We start from the raw sequence: 17,366 nt of genomic DNA on the forward strand, positions 1-17,366 counted from the left end.
ATCCTTAACATCATTTTTAAAAGGAGGATTTCAAATTGGGCCACTATTCCCATTCTGACATCAAAGAAGCGGTGAAATCCGCAAAAAAAGAAGGTTTAAAGGATTATTTATACCAAGAGCCTCATGGAAAAAAACGCAGTCATAAAAAGTCGCACCGCACTCACAAAAAATCTCGCAGCCATAAAAAATCATACTGCTCTCACAAAAAATCTCGCAGTCACAAAAAATCATTCTGTTCTCACAAAAAATCTCGCAGCCATAAAAAATCATACTGCTCTCACAAGAAATCACGCAGCCACAAAAAATCGTACCGTTCTCACAAAAAATCTCGCAGCTATAAAAAATCTTGCCGTTCTTACAAAAAATCTCGCAGCTATAAAAAATCTTGCCGTTCTTACAAAAAATCTCGCAGCTACAAAAAGTCATACTGTTCTCACAAGAAAAAATCTCGCAGCTATAAGAAATCATGCCGTACACACAAAAAATCTTATCGTTCCCATAAGAAATACTACAAAAAACCGCACCACCACTGCGACGACTACAAAAGACACGATGATTATGACAGCAAAAAAGAATACTGGAAAGACGGCAATTGCTGGGTAGTCAAAAAGAAATACAAATAATCTAAGTTTTCATTGTTTCAATAGGCTGCCGGCGGAGGTACGGAAGCCTATTTTTTTATTTGCCCTGTATTAGATATATGTCATGACATAACATATGCAACCCGCATCATTTGGTTTCCTTTAAACCATTTCGTTATAATCAAGGTATCCTAACGATAAAGGCGGTTGTTGCTATGTACATATTTCAAGCTGATCATCTTAGTGCCAAAGACACATACAAGCTATTGTCAGGTACCGTTATTCCCCGCCCCATTGCATTTGTGACAACACTTTCTTCAGAAGGAGCGGTCAATGCCGCGCCTTTCAGTTTTTATAACGTCGTCAGCTCAGATCCTCCGCTTCTCAGTATTTCTGTTAACAGGACGGAAGGACGCCAAAAAGATACAGCGCGAAACGCAGTGGAGAACGGAGAATTTGTCGTTCATGTCAGTGATGAAGCCATCATTGAAGATATCAATGAAACAGCTGCAAGCTTAAGGCCGGATGAAAGCGAGCTTACACGCACCTCGCTTCATCCTGTTGAAAGCAAAGCTGTTTCAGTTCCCGGCATTAAGGAAGCCCGCATTCGCTTTGAGTGCAAATTAGAGCGGCATATTACCTTTGACAATGATCAAGGCATCACTACAGCAGATCTGCTCATCGGAAGAGTTGTCTGCTTCCACCTAGATGAAAAGGTGTATGATGCAGAAAAGGGATATATTTTAACGGATGAATTAAAGCCTGCCTCACGATTGGCGGGAAATCACTATGCCAAGCTGGGGGAAGAATTCACACTGATTCGTCCCAGCTGAAGAGAAGGACTATTTAAATAGAAGAAACTAGTCAAAAAGACCTTATGATTACAAAATATCGCCTGTAAATAACTGAAAAAATATCAAAAAAAAGAACATCCAGAGTAAGCTCGGGGTGTTCTTTTATGAAACGTTTTTCCTTTTTCTTCGTATAAAGGTAGATTAGGAGGAATTGGAATGACAAACTTTTGGATTTTAATGCTGATCGCTATTACCATCAGTCTCGCCTCTCAATTTTTTATAAAGAAAAAATACGGTATTGATAAATCCGGCTGGCGATATAAGCATGTCAGCAATACACACAAATGGATCGAAATCACTTTACTTATTTTGTTTGTGGTTTCACTCTCCTTTTTTCCAGTTGAATATTTGCTTCTTTTATTTTTTATTGTGATTGACTCAATACGAATTTTTATGGAGGGGCATTATAGACCTGAAGATAAACAGTATATGTACCACATTGTAGAGGTCTCCCTTATGTTTATGCTTTTGATTTATATTTGTACCCTATAGTTATTTAAATCCCCACAGCCGCTCCGTCTCCCCGAGGATCGGCTCCGCCTTGGAGAAAGCCTTCTTCATCAACTTTGATTGCAGCCGCGTGTCCCATCAGCGGATCATAGTCACCGACAACCTCCACGAGATGCCCGCTGTCTTTCAGTTTTTGGATTGTTTTGTCTGTGAATCTGCCCTCGACTCTGAGACCTTCGTATTCCTCTCCCCACGTTCTGCCCCATACCCAGCGCGGTTCGCTGATTGCCTTTGTGGATGCATTTCGTAGTCCAGCATTCGGGTAATGATGGCCGTCTGGGTCTGCGGCTGGCCTTCGCCGCCTTGTGTGCCGTACAGAATTTTTGGCTTTCCGCCTTTACAGACCATAGCCGGCATCAACGTATGGAAGGTGCGCTTTCTCGGTTCAAGCGTGTTGACATGATTTTCATCCAGTGAGAAAAATGATCCGCGGTTTTGCAGTAATATGCCTGTATCACCGGCAGTGACTGCCGAGCCAAATTCAAAGTACAGGCTTTGAATGAATGACACTGCGTTGCCATCCGCATCGATTACGGCCGCATATGCCGTATCACTTCCCACCGGCCTGCTTTCTGCCGGTTCTGCCAGATAGCCGATTTCTCCCGCCAATCGTTTCGCATAATTTTTATCTAAAAGCCTTTCAAGCGGAATGTCAGCAAACGCAGGGTCAGTCAAAAAGGCATTCCGATCTACAAAACTCTTTTTCAACGCCTCCACAAGCACATGATAATACTCAAATGAACCGTGCTCGATTTGGGTAAAATCATAGTTTTCCAAAATGTTCAGTGTTAATAAACCGGTAAATCCCTGAGAATTCGGCGGCGCCTGATACACACTGTATCCTCGATAATCACTTGATACAGGCACTGCCCACTCACCCCGATGCGCTTTAAAATCATCGATTGTCATGTAACTGCCGTTATTCTGTAAATGTGAGACAATCCGCTGAGCGAGATCTCCTTCATAAAATGCGCTTCTTCCTTTTTCAGCAATCAAGTTCAGACTGTCTGCAAGCTCTTTTTGCACAAACCGCTCTCCCGGGACAGGTGCTTTGCCCCTTCTCGTGAAGATGTCAGCCGTGTAAGGCGTGGAAGCCAGCAATTCAATATTCTTTTCTGTGTGACGACACTGATCAGCTGATACAGGAAACCCATTTTGGGCATAATCGCGTGCGGGCTCCAATACATCTGCAAGAGACAGATGCCCGTACTCCTTCAGGACCGCATCCCAGCTATCAACCATTCCCGGCACGGTAATGGCACTGTCAATCCCCCGCAGCGGAATCGCGCTTTTTCCCTTATATACATCTCTCGTTACGTTTTTTCCTGAACGGCCGCTGCCATTGTAGACTTTTACTGCCTTTGTTTCCTGGTGAAAGGTCAGCCAAAAGGAATCCCCGCCAAGTCCGGTCATATGCGGGTACACAACCGCAAGACAAGCACTCACCGCAACAGCGGCGTCAAACGCGTTGCCTCCCTTATCCAGTATGCGGTTTCCGGCTTGAGAAGCGAGGTAATGCGGACTGACGACCATTTGCTTTGTACCGATGACAGATTTGTTCATCACAAGTCCCCCTTTTTAAGAAATTTTCTTCAGTATAGGGAGCCTGATTTTTCACATCTACTGATCCGGCAGAAAAACTGACGAACTTTCTTCTTTTCGCAAATAATAAGATATTTTCGCATTCATTTCGAAAACAAATGAAAAATTATTATTTCGATACGTAACTTTTATGATAAAATGATTGCTAAAAGGCTACGAAAGCAGGTGGAGCAATTGAGTCATGAATATCAAATCCCCAACCTTGTACTTGATGAGACTGATAAACAAATTCTCACGATTTTGCATGAAGAAGGCAGAATTTCTTATACGGATCTTGGCAAAAGAGTCGATTTATCACGGGTCGCCGTCCAGGCCCGTATCAACCAATTAATTGAAGCCGGTGTTATTGAAAAATTCACCGCTGTCATCAATCCCGCTAAAATCGGCATTCATGTTTCCGTGTTTTTCAATGTCGAGGTAGAACCGCAATTTTTAGAAGAGGTCGCTCTTAAGCTTGAGGAAGAGCCTGCGGTCACCAGCCTTTATCACATGACAGGCCCGAGCAAGCTGCATATGCATGGGATCTTTGCCAACGATCAAGAAATGGAAGAATTTTTAACAAAACGGCTGTATCCATTGCGAGGCGTCGTCAGTGTTGATTGCCAGATGCTGATCAAACGATACAAAAGCCGTATGGGAATGAAGCTGTAAAGGAGAGAAACGAATGAAAAACCATCCTTATCGGGATATGACGGCCGCAATGGTTCGCACCGGCATATTAGGGTTCGGCGGCGGACCTTCCGTGATTCCGCTGATCCGCCATGAAGCGGTCAATAAATATAAATGGATTGACGATGATGAATTCGGAGAAATATTAGCAATCGCTAATGCGCTTCCCGGACCGATTGCCACCAAAATGGCTGCTTATCTGGGCTTTAAGCTAAAAGGCACATTAGGTGCAGTTGTGGCGACCCTCGCCCACATTCTGCCTACATGTCTTGCGATGGTGGGCTTGTTTGCGGCTGTAAATGTGTTAAGCCATTCAGCAATTGTTGCAGGTATGATCGGTGCCGTCACGCCGGTAATTGCGGTAATGCTCGGAATCATGGCGTACGAGTTTGGCCAAAAAGCGCTTAAAGGTTTCGGCTGGGTTACCGGCATCCTGTTTTTTATCATCGCTTTTATCGGCCTGCAAACTTTACAGATTAATCCCGGCCTGGTCATTATCATTTTCTTAGCGTACGGGGCGTTTCATTTTAAACTGAAAGACAAAATCACAAATAAACATTCAAAAGATAAAGGAATGTCAGCCTCATGATATCGATCTATTTATTTATGGCGTTTTTTATCGCAAACCTACTGGGATATGGCGGCGGACCAGCGTCTATCCCGCTAATGTTTGAAGAAGTCGTAAACAGATACAGCTGGCTCTCAAACGATCAATTCTCAAATATGCTCGCACTTGCGAACGCTTTGCCGGGCCCGATCGCCACGAAAATCGCTGCGTATGTCGGCTACAGCGCAGGCGGGTGGCTCGGCTTCCTAATTGCCCTGATCGCAACCGTCGTACCGTCGGCGCTCGCATTGATCGTCCTGCTGCGCATCATCCAGCGCTTCCGCCAATCACCTGTCATCAAAGGCATGACGCTGTCCGTCCAGCCTGTCATCGCGGTCATGATGCTCATTCTTACCTGGCAAATCGGCGCAGACGGCATCAAAGCGATCGGCTGGATCCAATCTATTGTGATTGCGGGGATCTCCCTCCTTGCCATGACAAAGTTCAAAATGCATCCGGCATTTTTGATTATTGCGGCGTTTTTATATGGGGGCCTGGTGATTCCTCATTTATAGAAAAAAGCACCTGGACAGGTGCTTTTTTATTTGGGCCCAGAAATGTCGTTTGATATGACAGCTGTTTCTTCTCCTGCGTCACTCTTGATCATGTGCTTGACTTGCAGCGTGGTTCCTGCCATTCTCACAGATTGCTTCAACTGGGACGAATTGGTTTCAACTTGTATCCAAACAGGAGGCTGGACCTTCCAAAATAAATAGAGTGCAAGAATCAGCAAGCCAGCAATGACCGACAGCAAAAACTTCATATCGCATCGCTTCTTTTCAGTAAGCGGCTCGCAGCGGACAGCGCCTGATGATCACGAAGAATATCGCCTGGACGATTGCCTTCTCCCAGCACATAGCCTTTAAAGGACATTCCCATAAAATGAAAAATATGTTCGAATTGCTGAATCAGCGGCAGCCCTTTTATTTTTGGATTGTCTCCGCCCACTGCTATTACATATGCCTGTTTCACTGACATTTGCTGTTTAAAATCAGGAAATCTCGGATCTCTCAACGTCTGTGACCAGCGATCAATAAACAGCTTTAATGTCCCTGACATGCCAAACCAATAAATTGGGGTGGCGAATATAAGAATATGGCACTGCAATATCCGTTCAATGATAGAATCGTAGTCATCTTGAACAGGACGAAAGCCGCCTTGGGCGTGACGCAGATCTTCAATTGGATGAATTGGATATTTCTGCAAATAAATGTGCTCCGCATCGAATCCTTGAACAGCCTTCTCCGCAAGAACATCCGTATTTCCGCCAGACCGAGTTCCGCCGTTAATAACCGCAATTTTCATGATGCATCTGCTCCTTTGTTTACGAATGATTTTCTTCATCATATAATGGATTCATCAATCAATACAGATGATTATTTCGATTAATCCAATCGCTAAAACCGATTTAGAAAGGAAGAGAACAAGTGGAATTGAAGCAGCTGATCACCTTTATTACGGCGGCTGAACATGTAAACTTCACCCTAACCGCCAAAATGCTTAATTATGCACAATCAAGCGTTACCTCTCAGATCAAATCACTTGAAGAAGAAATCGGAACGCCTTTATTTGAACGGCTCGGCAAGCGGCTTATCTTGACAGAAGCAGGAAAAACGTTCAAATCTTATGCACAGAAGATCATTGCGTTAACAGAAGAAGCGAAAATGGCCACAAATCAAGTAAGAGAAACAACCGGAACCTTAAAAATCGGGGCGACGGAAAGCCAGTGCACATACCGCCTGCCCCCTATCATAAAAGAATTTAAACAGGCTTTTCCCCAAGTAAAGCTCATATTCAAACCATATATCTCCAATGAACAAGCGAAAGAACAGCTCTTACAGGGCCAGCTTGATATCACCTTCATCTTGGATGTAAACCGGATGGAAGACGCACTGCACGTTGAATCTTTGATTCAGGATGAGATCAAAATGGTGGCTGCTAATGACCATCCTTTTCCTGCGGATTTACCAGTAACATTGAAGGATCTTCAAAACGAAACTCTTCTGCTGACAGAGGACGGCTGCTCGTACCGCACGCTCTTTGAGAACAATTTGCATGACTCCGGTATCTATCCTAACAAATTGGAATTCGTCAGCATAGAAGCCATCAAACAATGCGTGATGGCCGGACTTGGGATTGGAATCTTGCCTGAAATGACAGTAAAAGATGATATTGCAGCAGGCCGGATGAAAGAACTCAATTGGCAGAGCGATTGCCCCGTTTTCACTCAATTAGCATGGCATAAGGACAAGTGGATGTCTGCGCCATTAAAGGCTTTTATCGATTTGACACGGAAAACATTCAAATAAAACCTCTCCACAAGGACGACAAGGTTTTTGAGACCAGGGCACACACATACAAAAAAAACACTTGATGACTTAGAGCCCCAAGTGTTACACGTGATTTTTCTGATAAAACGTTCGCAAAACATGCGTCTCAAGGTCAGCCAGGCGGACAGGGATCGGCAGCCTGCTTTCTTGATTGATCAAGCTCATCGTGATCTGATAGCTGCTGTCTAAATCAATATAATTACCGCAAGACAAGAAAATAGGCTTCACGTCCCGCCGCGTTCGCAGCGCCCGTCCATATACCTCGCCGTCAATGATAATATCGGTGTATGCGCCTACTTCAATTTCAGGCGTCACGAAATCGCAGCCTTTGATTTTGAGATAGGTTTTCGCTATCCCAATCGTCGGCTTGCCCAGAAAAAAAGCCGCATGGGTGGCAACGCCCATATGATTGTAATGCAGATATCCGTTGCCATCAAACAAGAAGACATCCGGCTCCGTCTCCAGCTTTTTCGCCGCCTCGATGATCAAGGGCAGCTCGCGAAACGCAAGAAAACCGGAAACATACGGCACGCTGATTCTCCCCATGCTGTGCACTTTTTCAATGACTTCTTTTGTATCAGCGTCAATTACGATAATACAGCACACTCCGTATGGTTCTCCGTTCTGCTCCCAATAGGCGAGATCGACGCCTGCGCAGGTGTTGATGGAGTTGGGATGGATCGTGTTGGATAGGTTGATACGAATTCTAAGGGATTGTTGTGTTTGAACAAAATCCGATTCATCTTTTAGATGAAAATCGTGTATTTGATGTATTTCCATTTTACTTGTTTCCCTCTCTTCGCGCTCAATTGTCCTGCATTTCGATAGACTGATTCTTTATTGCTTATAACCTTTTTTCAAGGGCGATATAATTCCCATTAGGATAATCTCCATCCCAACCACATGGAAAATAACCCGCTTTATAAATTTTAAAAAGCTTTTCAAAAAAATTGTCTGTTATCCCGTTTACTGCTCTATTTATGGCACAATTATTTAGGTCTGCTACGATCTCTTCAAAAAAAGTATTTAGTTCAGTCGTAGCACTTCTGACATTTACAGAAAAAACATCTAGTAATATGTCTAAATTTTGTGGTTTTTGGTCATCGATTAGTTGGTAATATTTGTCCCACACTTTACTCATTTCATATTCTCTTAGATCATTCCACGTATATTCGTCTTCACCAAATTCAGCTTCATAAGCATAGTATTTAGCTTTTTCTTTATCATTAATAATTTTAGTAAAATAAGAAATATCATCTGATGTAACTACTTTAAAGGTTTTGGAAAAGTCAATAACTTCTTTTACCCGATTATGATAATGTCCGTATTTCATTACTTATTATACCACCTTACCTAAAGAACAACTGTAGCGTTACCACTTCTCTCCAGTATCTTTTTCCGTTCTTTCTATTACGTTAAATCGAAAGCAGATAGTGCTACCTGCTTTTTTATTAATATTCATTTTTCATTTCTTTCATAAAAATATAATCCAATTGTTTAATTAATTCTTTAAGTTCAGTACCCATAATATCCTCTAAAGGATTTTCCCAATCTTCGTTTTTTATCAGTTCAATCCCATAGCTTCCGGCTGGATCACCTTCTGGGTACCACCCTACGTCAAGCAGCAAATTTTTTGTCTTATGAGAAATCTGCAGGAGATCTTGATTAAAGTCAAATAACCAAGCATCATCATTTGCCTCTAACGTCTTAGGATCAGTATCTTTTAATGTAATATAATCAACAGTCCAACCAGCCGGTATCTTTAGCCTTAAAAAATTGGGAATCTGTTGGCCTAGTGGCTGCAAACCCTCTAAAACCCCGCTTCCCACACTCCAGATTTGATATTCTAACTCTTCTAATAATTGTTCTATCTCATTAAAAGACTCATCTTCATAAATCTTATCTGTTTTTAAGCCAGCTACGTTGATATGGTATTGATTATTTTCATAACTTACCTTAATAAAGGCCTTACGTTCTTCATTTTGCAGTATTAGTAATTCACATTTTTCTTGCATTCTTTTTTCTGAACATAAATTGTTCAGTACTACAGACCAGCCATTGCAGATTTTTAATGGCTGCAATTGAGAAATATGGTCTCTTTCCATCCCGCTTCTCCTTGTCCTTCATTGGCCTATCTCTAAAAAGCCTCATTACTGTAAAAAAACTTGCCGATGACAGCACGGCAAGTTTAAACTACAGCAATTCTAATACATCAGTAAACAAGGCATCTCCTAATGTTAATCTCCTGTTGAAAGGCTGTATATGCGGCAATTCACTCCACTCATACACAGTATCGTAGTAATCATATAAATAACTGAGTTCAATAAACCCTTTCTCTTGCATTATTTTATTAATATAGTTCGTTCCCTGAATGAATTCTAAAGATTCAGCGGTACCTACAATGTCATAAGCGCCATCGATTAAATCGTGTCTTAGGGAATAACTATAATCTAATACATAAACAGGAACCAATTTAGATACTTTCATATTGATTTGCTGTTCTAAATGAAAACCATTTTCCCCAGAAAGATCTTGCAAATGGATATCAATTTCTCCTGAAGGATTGTTTAAATCTCTAACTTCAATTTTTTTCAAACCTTTTATTTGATTAAATTCATCAGGTACTTTTATTTTCTCTGCGCATTTGTTCTTGTACCATTCGTCTAATTCCCTATTCACAAATAGACGATGAAGCAACTCACCAATTTCAGGATATTCATTAATAAACCTGATTCCATGTTCCATAAATAGTAACCATTCCATCCATAATTAAGAATCATTAAACTTAATTCCACCAAGTAGTTGTTACTTGTTTTAAATGATATTCAATATATAAAATCACTTTTTTATAGTCATCTGATGAAAATTCTTTAATAGGATCTTCCCAATCATTATCTTTGACTAGTAAAACCAGATAATTACCTTCAGGAGAAATGTCAGGAACCCAGCCTAAATCAAGCGTTATTGAGGATTGTTCATGATAAAGCTGCAACAAACTGTCTGTGAACAAAAACCAGGAATCATCATTCGGTTCTAATGTTCTTGGATCTATTTCAACAAAATGATTATAATTTACTTTCCAACCTTGTGTTATTCTTAAGGGATGTATATTAGCTTTTGGAACATCTAATTTAACATGTTTTCTCATTTATATAACCTCTTTAGAGAGCCGTTATTCTTAAAGTCTGTTTTTAGATAACTTGTCAACCAACTATTTGAGTGGGAGACCTGAAAGGTGAAAATGTAGATTATGAATAATATTTACTTAGCTGTACGAACTTCATTTTACAAGGCTGCCCCTTGCATCTATATTCATCTTACTAATTATCTTATAGATCAGTTTCAATGCAAAAATTTTAAGTTTAAAAAACCTCGAGAGGCAAGCGCCAATCGAGGGAAGGTTAGTTTTTTTCTACTTACTTGTAAAAGGATTAAAACTGATATTCTTCCAGAAAAACGTTATGAGAACATTAGCTGCATCTCATATTATCTTTCCTCTCTGCACAAGTGATTATATTCACCAAATTTAGGGAAATCATCCCAGTTGCTCTTAAGGTTGTCGCTAGTCTCACGCTCTTCGACCGAACCGGTCTTGAAATCTGTCTTCTCCATTGCTATATGACCATCTTCGCGAAAGCCTATAATCAAACTGCTAACTTCATTATCAGTTGCATCATCATATTCCCAATACATTGCTGTTCTTAAGAAGATTTTACCATCACTTATAACTTCAAAATCATAATTCAGATACTTACGAGTCAAGTCATCATAAAAACCCACTGAAACCCATTCATTTGTTACATTTACAACATATTTAGGTTTTTCGCCTTCGGTTAATACCGCAGTATATGGTTCATGTTTTTGGTGATGTAAGTATGCGGTACAATCATCAAGAATATTCCAAGGCTGTTTTTTTATGTCCGACCATTCATCACAATAATAAACTTTCATAGTCAATTATACACCTTCCCATTTATATCCCTAATAATAATCCTATTTTTTGTTGCTTCATCAAGAATTTTTTGTGGAATAGCTTTATTTTGAACAGGTACTTCTAATATCAATTCACCTTTCAGTCGTCCGCCTTTAAGAGCTTTTGGATTAAAAGGACCATTTGATATTTTAGACCCTGAAGAATATTTTTTAGTAATCTCGTTCAAGTAACTCAGTGCTGTCTTTTCTTGAACGTCACTAAGTTGAGTATACTTCCTGGAAACTATCTCCTTATTTGGAGAATATGAATCAACTACGTACTTTTTACCACCTGCTTCTTTTGCTTCTAGCTCTACTTCATTATAAGGGTAACGGGGGCGATTTTCTTTATTGAAATTATTTCCTGCTTCCCACCGTTCTTTAAGCCAAGACGGTAATGGATTCTTATTAGATGACTTACCCGTACCCTTAATACCTTTACCACTACTAACCATCTTCACAATCCCAAGATCCTTAACAGCCGTCTTTTCCACATCGACACGTACTGTCGGGATTCCGAATGTGAAGCCCTCCGGAGTTACTGGGCGTTCTGCGTACACGCGGACGTTTGTTGGGACTTTGAATTGTTTTACTTTCTCTAGTGTTTTGTTTGCTTTTTGGACTTTTGAATGGGTTGCAAGCGGGATGCCTTTATCAATGTGTTTCGCCAATGCACCGGCTCCAACCAAGCTCAATGCCGCTTCGAGCGCCCCTTGCTTCCGCTTCTCCTCAGACACTTTGTTTCCAAACATATCCCGTCCTGTGACGGCTTCTGAGAATCCGTTTGACGCAACAAGGCCGTATGCACCCATTTCTGTCATTTTGAGAATGTCTAAGGATTTGCCTGTTTTGTAGGCGTCTAAAGCGTGTTCAGCCGCGATAGCTGCTTTTCCGGTTTTGTAGATGGCTTTTCCGCCTTTGAAGGCCCGGCCTGCCCAGCCGACGACTGGTATGAATCCGGCAGCGGCCATAGCTCCTGCTGTCACACGCTCTGCGGTGGAGAGTTTTTCTCCGGTAACCGGATCAACGCCTTCAGTTGCTCTTTTATAATCATAATAGCCAGTGACTTCTCCAGTAAAGTTGCAAACTCCATCCCATGTTTTTTCGTACCATGGTTTGTTTGCTTCTTCCTCGGCTTTTTCCTGGAGCCGTCTTGCTTCTGCTTGCTGGGCTTTTGCATCGATATATGTTGTTCCTTGATTTTCTACTTCAATGACGCTTTTGTAGACTTCATTGCTGTGGAAGGCTTTTTTGTCATAGTACATAGGGGATGCGCTCTTCCCATTGCTGGTGGCCTGCATGAGAACAGAATATTTGGTGAGCACTGCGTTGTCCAGAGATTCTAAATTTTGATATTCAGTGGTCAGGGATTCATCAAGCTTATCGACAGCTGTGATCGTGTCACGTCTGACTTTTTGGGCATCGCCCATCTTATCTGCATACTCGTCAAGCGTGTACATGTCGAGATCAATAATATCGCTGATGCCTGACAAAATAGAATCGATTTCTTCTTTATGAGCGGAGACAATCTCTGAAGCTTTCAGGTCTCCATTGGGCAGCTCATGATCCAAAAATGAAGTTTCCACATATGAATCATTGAGTTCTTGATCTTTAATATCTCCTGAAATGCCGTTTAAAAACGCAATTTGAGCAGAGACAAGCGTCAGCCAGCTGTCGACGATTTCAGCCTGCCCCTGAAAAAAATCTTTAATATTGTCCGCGCCTTTTCCTTTAAAATTGTCGCCTAAATCTGCAACTCCCTGAAACGCTTTTTTCAGCGTATTCAGCTGCTCCTCAAGCGTCTCATATTGCTTTTTTCTGCTCTTCGCTTCTTCGATTAAAGATTTAGATTCAAATACTTTGCTCATCGCACTGCCCTTTCTTTTCTATTTTACCGCTATCGCCTCGTCCTGCTCTTTGAGTGAATCTACATTATCCTTTGTATCCTCGATATTTTTCTGTACCGCTTTTTTGTAATCTCCGAGCATGGTTTTGATGTTCTCCTCACGCTCATGGTATTTTTTCGTATAATCGAGGCTGTTTTTTCCGTTGGATCCTGCGGCGCCGATTGATACGTCAGCAAGCGCATCTTTGACAGAATCTAATGTTTTGATGACTGTGTCGTACTTCAGCTTAATTTCTGACATAAAAAAAGATCACCACCATTTTAGTTTACTAATTTGTCTTCCTGCTTCTTCTACGAAATCTTCTCCTTTAGCAAGAAGGTCGCCTGCGGCATTCGCTGCACTTTTTGTCAAATTCAGCTCAAATTTCTCTGTCTCAAGCCAGAATATTTTGCTTTGAATCGAAGCCATATACTCGTTATATTTATCATTCACAATCTTAGATGCTTCCGATTTCGCCTCTTCTCTTCCCTTGTCGAAATCATCGGCTTTTGTTCCCGTCCAATGCTTGCCCAATTCCGGTTTCACAATTTCTTTGATTTCAGTGATTGCCTCTTCTTGCAGTGTGTCTATGTCCTTTTTTGCTTTTTTCAGCTTTTCGATCTTGTCTTCCACGTCGGAAATTTTTCCGTTGAGCGAACTTTTGATATCCGCCAGCATACTTTCATAACCCATCTGAATCACCTCTTAATACTCAAAAAGTCGTATGGAGGGGCTGATGAAGATAGACTTTTCCATACTTTATTTCCATATATTATATTTTAAAATAGCCAGAAGGCGGCTTAAATAGGGTAAATGGCTTAATTTAGGCATATAATGCTCTTGAAATGTAGGTATTTGATCTTGTTTTTGTTCGTTATACTGCTAATGAAAACGTTTTTTAAAATGAAATCACCTAAAGTCATAGTTATAAAGGCACTTGAAAGAGGCAGATGTTGTTGATCTGCCTCTGTTCATGTTTATGTTCTTCATCGGTTCGGCCATGTCTGATTTTGTCATTTGGCTTCTATTATTCCCCGCTTCTGACCCTTTGGATCAAAAGCTTGTATTAGCTGCAGTCCCAGTTGTACAGAACGTTTGAAAAGTCTTTTTTCCTTAGATCGTCAGGTGTGATGAAAAAATTGGCGATGCCGACGTCTCCCCACATTGAATCGATATCATCGTCTGAATCAATTTGTAAAAGCATGATGGTGTGTTCTTTATATGCGTATTCCCGTGGATCATGCTGGGTAAAAGAAGCGTATCCGCCGATTTTATGGCCAAATCCGTTTTCAGCCAGTTCATTATAAATGTCTTCTTCATCCTCGCCGAACTGACCAAAGAACTCCATTGTTTCCATGCCCGTATACTGCTCAAATTGAAAATCTGTAGGCAGCACCCATTCCGAAGATTTCACAGGCTCGACTGCCGCTTCTGATAAAATCGGAAAATCACATTCGCCTGTGCCAATAAATGAAAAATCAGAAACAAGCTCGTCATCGTTTTCTACGATATTTTCAAAATAGATCACTCTGAAATTCTTTTGTTCACATCGATCGTCAAAATTCAATCCATAGACGTCATCATGAACAGAAATGTAGAACTGCAGGATACCTGAAGAAGGGTAGCCGTCAAGCTGGGGAATGTGCGAGAAATTAATCTGCGCCAGAAGCTTCATCGGCTGTCCATTTTCGTCAGTCGGATATGTTTCATGCTTGGGGAAATAGGGATCACCGGCAATTTTGCTGTCATATCGTCCTGTTTTCCCTTTTCTCACATTCAGTTTCACGTATTCTTTCGCTGATTTCTCCAGCAAGTCGCGGTACGGTCTCATTTTTTCGGGCAGATGATTCATCAGATTCTCTCCTTTTCCGGCATCTCCAAGGTTTTATTTTCTGGTTTTCTTCGTTTCTTCTAATGTTTTTCAAACGATTGTTTAAAGAAGCCCTACTTCTGTATAATTTTCCAAACAATAGTTAAATAGTAGCAAATGTATTCAGCACCCCGCAATAGATGAAAAAAAGACTGGTGCGCAACCAGCCTTTCTTTTACAACTATTGAATTCCACCTGACGGAACAACCGCCTTCCGACCGACAGAATAATACTCCACTTCTGAAGCCGCAGCTTCATCCAATGTGTAGCAGTTTCTGCCGTCAAATATGAGCGGCGTTTCCATCAAATCCTGATAAGCCGCTAACGGGAATTGTTTAATGTCAGCCCAGTCGGTTAAAATCATGACGGCGTCAGACCCTTTGACAGCTTCCTCGATCGTCTCTTTATATTCAACAGCTTGCGGGAGAACATGCTTTGCATGGCTAACTGCAATGGGATCGTAGGCTCTAATACGGGCGTCGAGCGCAGCGAGACGGTCTGCAATAACAATTGACGGCGCTTCTCTCATATCGTCGGTATTCGGTTTAAATGACAGGCCTAAAAGGGCAATCGTTTTTCCCGTCACCCCGCCGAGCCTGTTCAGCGCTTTATCAACCAGCATCGCCTGCTGATTGTTGTTGACTTTGATAACCGATTTCAGCAGTTCAAAATCATGCTCGACATTGCCGGCAATTTGCACGAGGGCGTTTGTGTCCTTTGGAAAACAAGAGCCGCCGTAGCCTATGCCCGCTTTCAAAAACTGGCTCCCGATCCGCTTATCCTGTCCCATCCCGTACGCGACTGCTTCAATATCGGCGCCGACCTTTTCACATATATTCGAAATTTCGTTTATAAAACTGATCTTAGTGGCCAGAAAAGCATTTGAGGCATATTTGATCATCTCGGCGCTTCTGATATCCGTTTGGTATATCGGGATTTGAAACGGACGGAAAAGCTCCTCCAGCGTATTTGCTGTTTTCTCATCGGCCGTCCCGATCACGATCCTGTCACCATGAAAGGTATCATAGATCGCCGACCCCTCACGCAAAAATTCCGGATTGGATGCGACCGAAATACTGACAGGCTCCGCTAGATGTTCAGTGATCAGTCCATTAATCAAATCGTTTGTCCCAACGGGCACTGTGCTTTTCGTTACCACGACTGTATCTCGTTTGACATGCTTTGCGATGCGTTTGGCCGCATCTGTAATTTGCTCCAGATTGGCGTGCCCGTCGCTTTTCTGCGGTGTGCCGACCGCTATAAAAATGATGTCTGCCTGTGCCAAGCCTTTCTCATAGCTCGTTTCAAAGTTCAGCCGTCCATCAGCTGTATTTTTTCTCATCAGCTCTTCAAGACCTGGTTCAAATATGGGGGAAATGCCCTTTCTCATTTCATCAATCTTGTGAGCGTCAATATCAATGCAGGTTACATGATGTCCAATCTCAGAAAGAGAAACACCTGTCACAAGACCGACATAGCCTGTTCCGATGACTGTTATATTCATTGTTTCCCTCCAACAGTTAAATTGCTGCTTTGCAGCTTCCGTAATATCGTATGAGAACATCCTATCATGAATGCGAATGATCTCCCGCATAGCCTGTCGGGTACAGCCTGTACAGATTTCTGAAATGTGATTCAACCATACAATACACTATTATATCGCTCTCAAAAAGAAAGTGGTGAAATGAGAATCGGCTGTTAAAAAAGACCAAACAATTTTCTTCTTTTGACCGGTTGCGGAGGCTGTCTGAAGATGGTCTGATTCCGCAGGAGAAGCTCTGCATTTTCCGTCAGCATATAAGGAAGTTCCGAGCCGAATTCTTTCTCTAGAACATAAAGAGCCTCTTGGGTGTGAAAATTTCTCGTTTTCACATTATGGGCATCTGAGGCTACGAAGTGGATCAAATTGGCTTCAACCAGCCGGAGAGAAAATGCTTTCAGCTGCTTGCCGAAGGTCCCCGCAAGACTTCCTGAAGTAATCTGAGATGCTGCTCCTTTTTCCACAAGATGATACAGCAAAGACGGGTTTTCGCGAATTTCCCTGTTGCGTTCAGGATGGGCGATAACCGGAATATATCCTTTCAGCTGCAAATCATAAAAAAGCTGCTCCGCATATCGGGGAACGTGATCAAACGGAAACTCAATCAAGATGTGTTTTGTATCATTCAGCGAAAGCAGCTGCTGTTTGGCAAGGTCTTGTTCCACCTCGCCGTAGATTCTGATTTCCTGTCCCGGAAGCACATGTAAAGGAATGTCTTCTTTGATTAAACGTTTGTTTAACTGATTTGCTGCTTCTCTGACTGCGGCTGGCTCGTTTTTATACACACCGTTGTTATGATGAGGTGTCGCAATGATCGTCCGGATTCCCTGACGAACAGCGGCTCTTGCCATTTCTATGCTGTCGGCCGAATCACCTGCCCCGTCATCCAATGCGGGAAGAATGTGACAGTGAATATCGATCATGTCCTAGCCCCCTTTTTTCGCA

22 protein-coding genes and 1 pseudogene are annotated in these 17,366 nt (G+C 41.9%); 7 read left to right on the top strand and 16 right to left on the bottom strand.

The window, feature by feature from the left end; translation table 11 throughout:
- The first annotated feature begins 35 nt into the window (after positions 1 to 35).
- From cotG to KXZ66_RS19000, 3 genes are all read left to right on the top strand, one after another.
- Positions 36 to 623 (top strand): CotG/ExsB N-terminal domain-containing protein, encoded by a 588-nt coding sequence (gene cotG / locus KXZ66_RS18990; protein WP_080009846.1) that lies wholly within the window; start codon positions 36 to 38, stop codon positions 621 to 623.
- Positions 624 to 796: 173 nt separating this feature from the next.
- Positions 797 to 1,414, top strand: a complete 618-nt coding sequence (locus KXZ66_RS18995; protein WP_151870011.1) for a flavin reductase family protein — start codon at positions 797 to 799, stop codon at positions 1,412 to 1,414.
- 177 nt (positions 1,415 to 1,591) lie between these two features.
- Positions 1,592 to 1,927 carry a DUF4181 domain-containing protein gene (locus KXZ66_RS19000; RefSeq protein ID WP_125121108.1) on the top strand — a complete coding sequence of 112 codons (336 nt, stop codon included), beginning with the start codon at positions 1,592 to 1,594 and terminating at the stop codon, positions 1,925 to 1,927.
- 4 nt (positions 1,928 to 1,931) lie between these two features.
- Here the strand turns inward: KXZ66_RS19000 and ggt are convergent.
- Positions 1,932 to 3,508 (bottom strand): annotated as a pseudogene (gene ggt, locus KXZ66_RS19005) (gamma-glutamyltransferase).
- A gap of 213 nt (positions 3,509 to 3,721) precedes the next feature.
- Here ggt and chrS point away from each other — a divergent pair.
- The 3 genes from chrS to chrA are packed head-to-tail and all read left to right on the top strand — an operon-like array spanning position 3,722 to position 5,338.
- Positions 3,722 to 4,198, top strand: coding sequence for a chromate efflux transcriptional regulator ChrS (gene chrS, locus KXZ66_RS19010; protein WP_014478181.1), 477 nt, complete (start codon positions 3,722 to 3,724; stop codon positions 4,196 to 4,198).
- Positions 4,199 to 4,211: 13 nt separating this feature from the next.
- The gene (chrB, locus tag KXZ66_RS19015; RefSeq protein WP_015251064.1) at positions 4,212 to 4,805 is read left to right on the top strand and encodes a chromate efflux transporter subunit ChrB; all 594 of its coding nucleotides are present in this window, start codon (positions 4,212 to 4,214) and stop codon (positions 4,803 to 4,805) included.
- Positions 4,802 to 5,338, top strand: a complete 537-nt coding sequence (gene chrA, locus KXZ66_RS19020; protein WP_101501543.1) for a chromate resistance efflux protein ChrA — start codon at positions 4,802 to 4,804, stop codon at positions 5,336 to 5,338. Before chrB ends, chrA begins: the two co-directional genes overlap by 4 nt.
- Positions 5,339 to 5,364: 26 nt before the next feature.
- On the opposite strand, the gene KXZ66_RS19025 is transcribed toward chrA, so the two are convergent.
- Together KXZ66_RS19025 and KXZ66_RS19030 are read right to left on the bottom strand one after the other, a co-directional pair.
- Entirely contained in the window at positions 5,365 to 5,586 is a 222-nt protein-coding gene (locus tag KXZ66_RS19025; protein ID WP_151870009.1) for a hypothetical protein, read from the bottom strand.
- Entirely contained in the window at positions 5,583 to 6,128 is a 546-nt protein-coding gene (locus KXZ66_RS19030) for a flavodoxin family protein (protein WP_077670991.1), read from the bottom strand. Before KXZ66_RS19030 ends, KXZ66_RS19025 begins: the two co-directional genes overlap by 4 nt.
- Positions 6,129 to 6,250: 122 nt before the next feature.
- Between KXZ66_RS19030 and KXZ66_RS19035 the strand changes: the two genes are divergently transcribed.
- Entirely contained in the window at positions 6,251 to 7,132 is an 882-nt protein-coding gene (locus tag KXZ66_RS19035) for a LysR family transcriptional regulator (protein WP_003243262.1), read from the top strand.
- An 84-nt stretch (positions 7,133 to 7,216) separates the two neighbouring features.
- On the opposite strand, the gene KXZ66_RS19040 is transcribed toward KXZ66_RS19035, so the two are convergent.
- The 13 genes from KXZ66_RS19040 to KXZ66_RS19100 all read right to left on the bottom strand — a co-directional run bounded on the left by KXZ66_RS19040 (position 7,217) and on the right by KXZ66_RS19100 (position 17,344).
- On the bottom strand, positions 7,217 to 7,933 hold the full coding sequence (locus tag KXZ66_RS19040) for an endonuclease V (protein WP_151870008.1): 717 nt from the start codon (positions 7,931 to 7,933) through the stop codon (positions 7,217 to 7,219).
- Positions 7,934 to 7,997: 64 nt separating this feature from the next.
- The gene (locus KXZ66_RS19045; protein ID WP_076457492.1) at positions 7,998 to 8,486 is read right to left on the bottom strand and encodes a hypothetical protein; all 489 of its coding nucleotides are present in this window, start codon (positions 8,484 to 8,486) and stop codon (positions 7,998 to 8,000) included.
- Positions 8,487 to 8,604: 118 nt separating this feature from the next.
- The gene (locus KXZ66_RS19050) at positions 8,605 to 9,258 is read right to left on the bottom strand and encodes a hypothetical protein (RefSeq protein WP_151870007.1); all 654 of its coding nucleotides are present in this window, start codon (positions 9,256 to 9,258) and stop codon (positions 8,605 to 8,607) included.
- Between the two features lie 88 nt (positions 9,259 to 9,346).
- Positions 9,347 to 9,898 carry a hypothetical protein gene (locus KXZ66_RS19055; RefSeq protein ID WP_064671652.1) on the bottom strand — a complete coding sequence of 184 codons (552 nt, stop codon included), beginning with the start codon at positions 9,896 to 9,898 and terminating at the stop codon, positions 9,347 to 9,349.
- A 40-nt stretch (positions 9,899 to 9,938) separates the two neighbouring features.
- Positions 9,939 to 10,301: a hypothetical protein gene (locus tag KXZ66_RS19060; RefSeq protein WP_021480769.1), complete on the bottom strand. Its 363-nt coding sequence runs from the start codon at positions 10,299 to 10,301 to the stop codon at positions 9,939 to 9,941.
- A gap of 338 nt (positions 10,302 to 10,639) precedes the next feature.
- Positions 10,640 to 11,104: a hypothetical protein gene (locus KXZ66_RS19065; protein WP_021480770.1), complete on the bottom strand. Its 465-nt coding sequence runs from the start codon at positions 11,102 to 11,104 to the stop codon at positions 10,640 to 10,642.
- 2 nt (positions 11,105 to 11,106) lie between these two features.
- On the bottom strand, positions 11,107 to 12,993 hold the full coding sequence (locus KXZ66_RS19070; protein ID WP_151870006.1) for a ribonuclease YeeF family protein: 1,887 nt from the start codon (positions 12,991 to 12,993) through the stop codon (positions 11,107 to 11,109).
- Positions 12,994 to 13,011: 18 nt separating this feature from the next.
- Entirely contained in the window at positions 13,012 to 13,272 is a 261-nt protein-coding gene (locus tag KXZ66_RS19075) for a YwqI/YxiC family protein (protein ID WP_003221757.1), read from the bottom strand.
- Between the two features lie 9 nt (positions 13,273 to 13,281).
- Positions 13,282 to 13,704 carry a YwqH-like family protein gene (locus KXZ66_RS19080; RefSeq protein WP_010332155.1) on the bottom strand — a complete coding sequence of 141 codons (423 nt, stop codon included), beginning with the start codon at positions 13,702 to 13,704 and terminating at the stop codon, positions 13,282 to 13,284.
- Between the two features lie 216 nt (positions 13,705 to 13,920).
- A complete protein-coding gene (locus KXZ66_RS19085; protein WP_145924792.1) occupies positions 13,921 to 14,028 on the bottom strand; it encodes a hypothetical protein in 108 nt (35 codons plus the stop codon).
- A gap of 49 nt (positions 14,029 to 14,077) precedes the next feature.
- Positions 14,078 to 14,863: a YwqG family protein gene (locus KXZ66_RS19090; protein WP_003227819.1), complete on the bottom strand. Its 786-nt coding sequence runs from the start codon at positions 14,861 to 14,863 to the stop codon at positions 14,078 to 14,080.
- A gap of 199 nt (positions 14,864 to 15,062) precedes the next feature.
- A complete protein-coding gene (gene uglF / locus KXZ66_RS19095; RefSeq protein WP_151870005.1) occupies positions 15,063 to 16,385 on the bottom strand; it encodes a UDP-glucose 6-dehydrogenase UglF in 1,323 nt (440 codons plus the stop codon).
- Between the two features lie 194 nt (positions 16,386 to 16,579).
- Entirely contained in the window at positions 16,580 to 17,344 is a 765-nt protein-coding gene (locus tag KXZ66_RS19100) for a tyrosine-protein phosphatase (RefSeq protein ID WP_021480777.1), read from the bottom strand.
- Between the last annotated feature and the right edge of the window lie 22 nt (positions 17,345 to 17,366).

Origin of the sequence: Bacillus sp. LJBS17 (assembly GCF_019334685.1) — a bacterium.
Classification (GTDB): domain Bacteria; phylum Bacillota; class Bacilli; order Bacillales; family Bacillaceae; genus Bacillus; species Bacillus subtilis.

What these genes read in the sequence shown, in the direction of transcription:
- KXZ66_RS19065 (WP_021480770.1), bottom strand. Translation starts at nt 11,104, where the DNA reads ATGAAAGTTTATTATTGTGATGAATGGTCGGACATAAAAAAACAGCCT.
- chrA (WP_101501543.1), top strand. Translation starts at nt 4,802, where the DNA reads ATGATATCGATCTATTTATTTATGGCGTTTTTTATCGCAAACCTACTG.
- chrB (WP_015251064.1), top strand. Translation starts at nt 4,212, where the DNA reads ATGAAAAACCATCCTTATCGGGATATGACGGCCGCAATGGTTCGCACC.
- KXZ66_RS19055 (WP_064671652.1), bottom strand. Translation starts at nt 9,898, where the DNA reads ATGGAACATGGAATCAGGTTTATTAATGAATATCCTGAAATTGGTGAG.
- KXZ66_RS19040 (WP_151870008.1), bottom strand. Translation starts at nt 7,933, where the DNA reads ATGGAAATACATCAAATACACGATTTTCATCTAAAAGATGAATCGGAT.
- KXZ66_RS19090 (WP_003227819.1), bottom strand. Translation starts at nt 14,863, where the DNA reads ATGAATCATCTGCCCGAAAAAATGAGACCGTACCGCGACTTGCTGGAG.
- KXZ66_RS19030 (WP_077670991.1), bottom strand. Translation starts at nt 6,128, where the DNA reads ATGAAAATTGCGGTTATTAACGGCGGAACTCGGTCTGGCGGAAATACG.
- uglF (WP_151870005.1), bottom strand. Translation starts at nt 16,385, where the DNA reads ATGAATATAACAGTCATCGGAACAGGCTATGTCGGTCTTGTGACAGGT.
- KXZ66_RS19100 (WP_021480777.1), bottom strand. Translation starts at nt 17,344, where the DNA reads ATGATCGATATTCACTGTCACATTCTTCCCGCATTGGATGACGGGGCA.
- KXZ66_RS19075 (WP_003221757.1), bottom strand. Translation starts at nt 13,272, where the DNA reads ATGTCAGAAATTAAGCTGAAGTACGACACAGTCATCAAAACATTAGAT.
- KXZ66_RS19025 (WP_151870009.1), bottom strand. Translation starts at nt 5,586, where the DNA reads ATGAAGTTTTTGCTGTCGGTCATTGCTGGCTTGCTGATTCTTGCACTC.
- KXZ66_RS19080 (WP_010332155.1), bottom strand. Translation starts at nt 13,704, where the DNA reads ATGGGTTATGAAAGTATGCTGGCGGATATCAAAAGTTCGCTCAACGGA.
- KXZ66_RS19060 (WP_021480769.1), bottom strand. Translation starts at nt 10,301, where the DNA reads ATGAGAAAACATGTTAAATTAGATGTTCCAAAAGCTAATATACATCCC.
- KXZ66_RS19085 (WP_145924792.1), bottom strand. Translation starts at nt 14,028, where the DNA reads ATGACAAAATCAGACATGGCCGAACCGATGAAGAACATAAACATGAAC.
- KXZ66_RS19070 (WP_151870006.1), bottom strand. Translation starts at nt 12,993, where the DNA reads ATGAGCAAAGTATTTGAATCTAAATCTTTAATCGAAGAAGCGAAGAGC.
- KXZ66_RS19000 (WP_125121108.1), top strand. Translation starts at nt 1,592, where the DNA reads ATGACAAACTTTTGGATTTTAATGCTGATCGCTATTACCATCAGTCTC.
- KXZ66_RS18995 (WP_151870011.1), top strand. Translation starts at nt 797, where the DNA reads ATGTACATATTTCAAGCTGATCATCTTAGTGCCAAAGACACATACAAG.
- KXZ66_RS19045 (WP_076457492.1), bottom strand. Translation starts at nt 8,486, where the DNA reads ATGAAATACGGACATTATCATAATCGGGTAAAAGAAGTTATTGACTTT.
- KXZ66_RS19050 (WP_151870007.1), bottom strand. Translation starts at nt 9,258, where the DNA reads ATGGAAAGAGACCATATTTCTCAATTGCAGCCATTAAAAATCTGCAAT.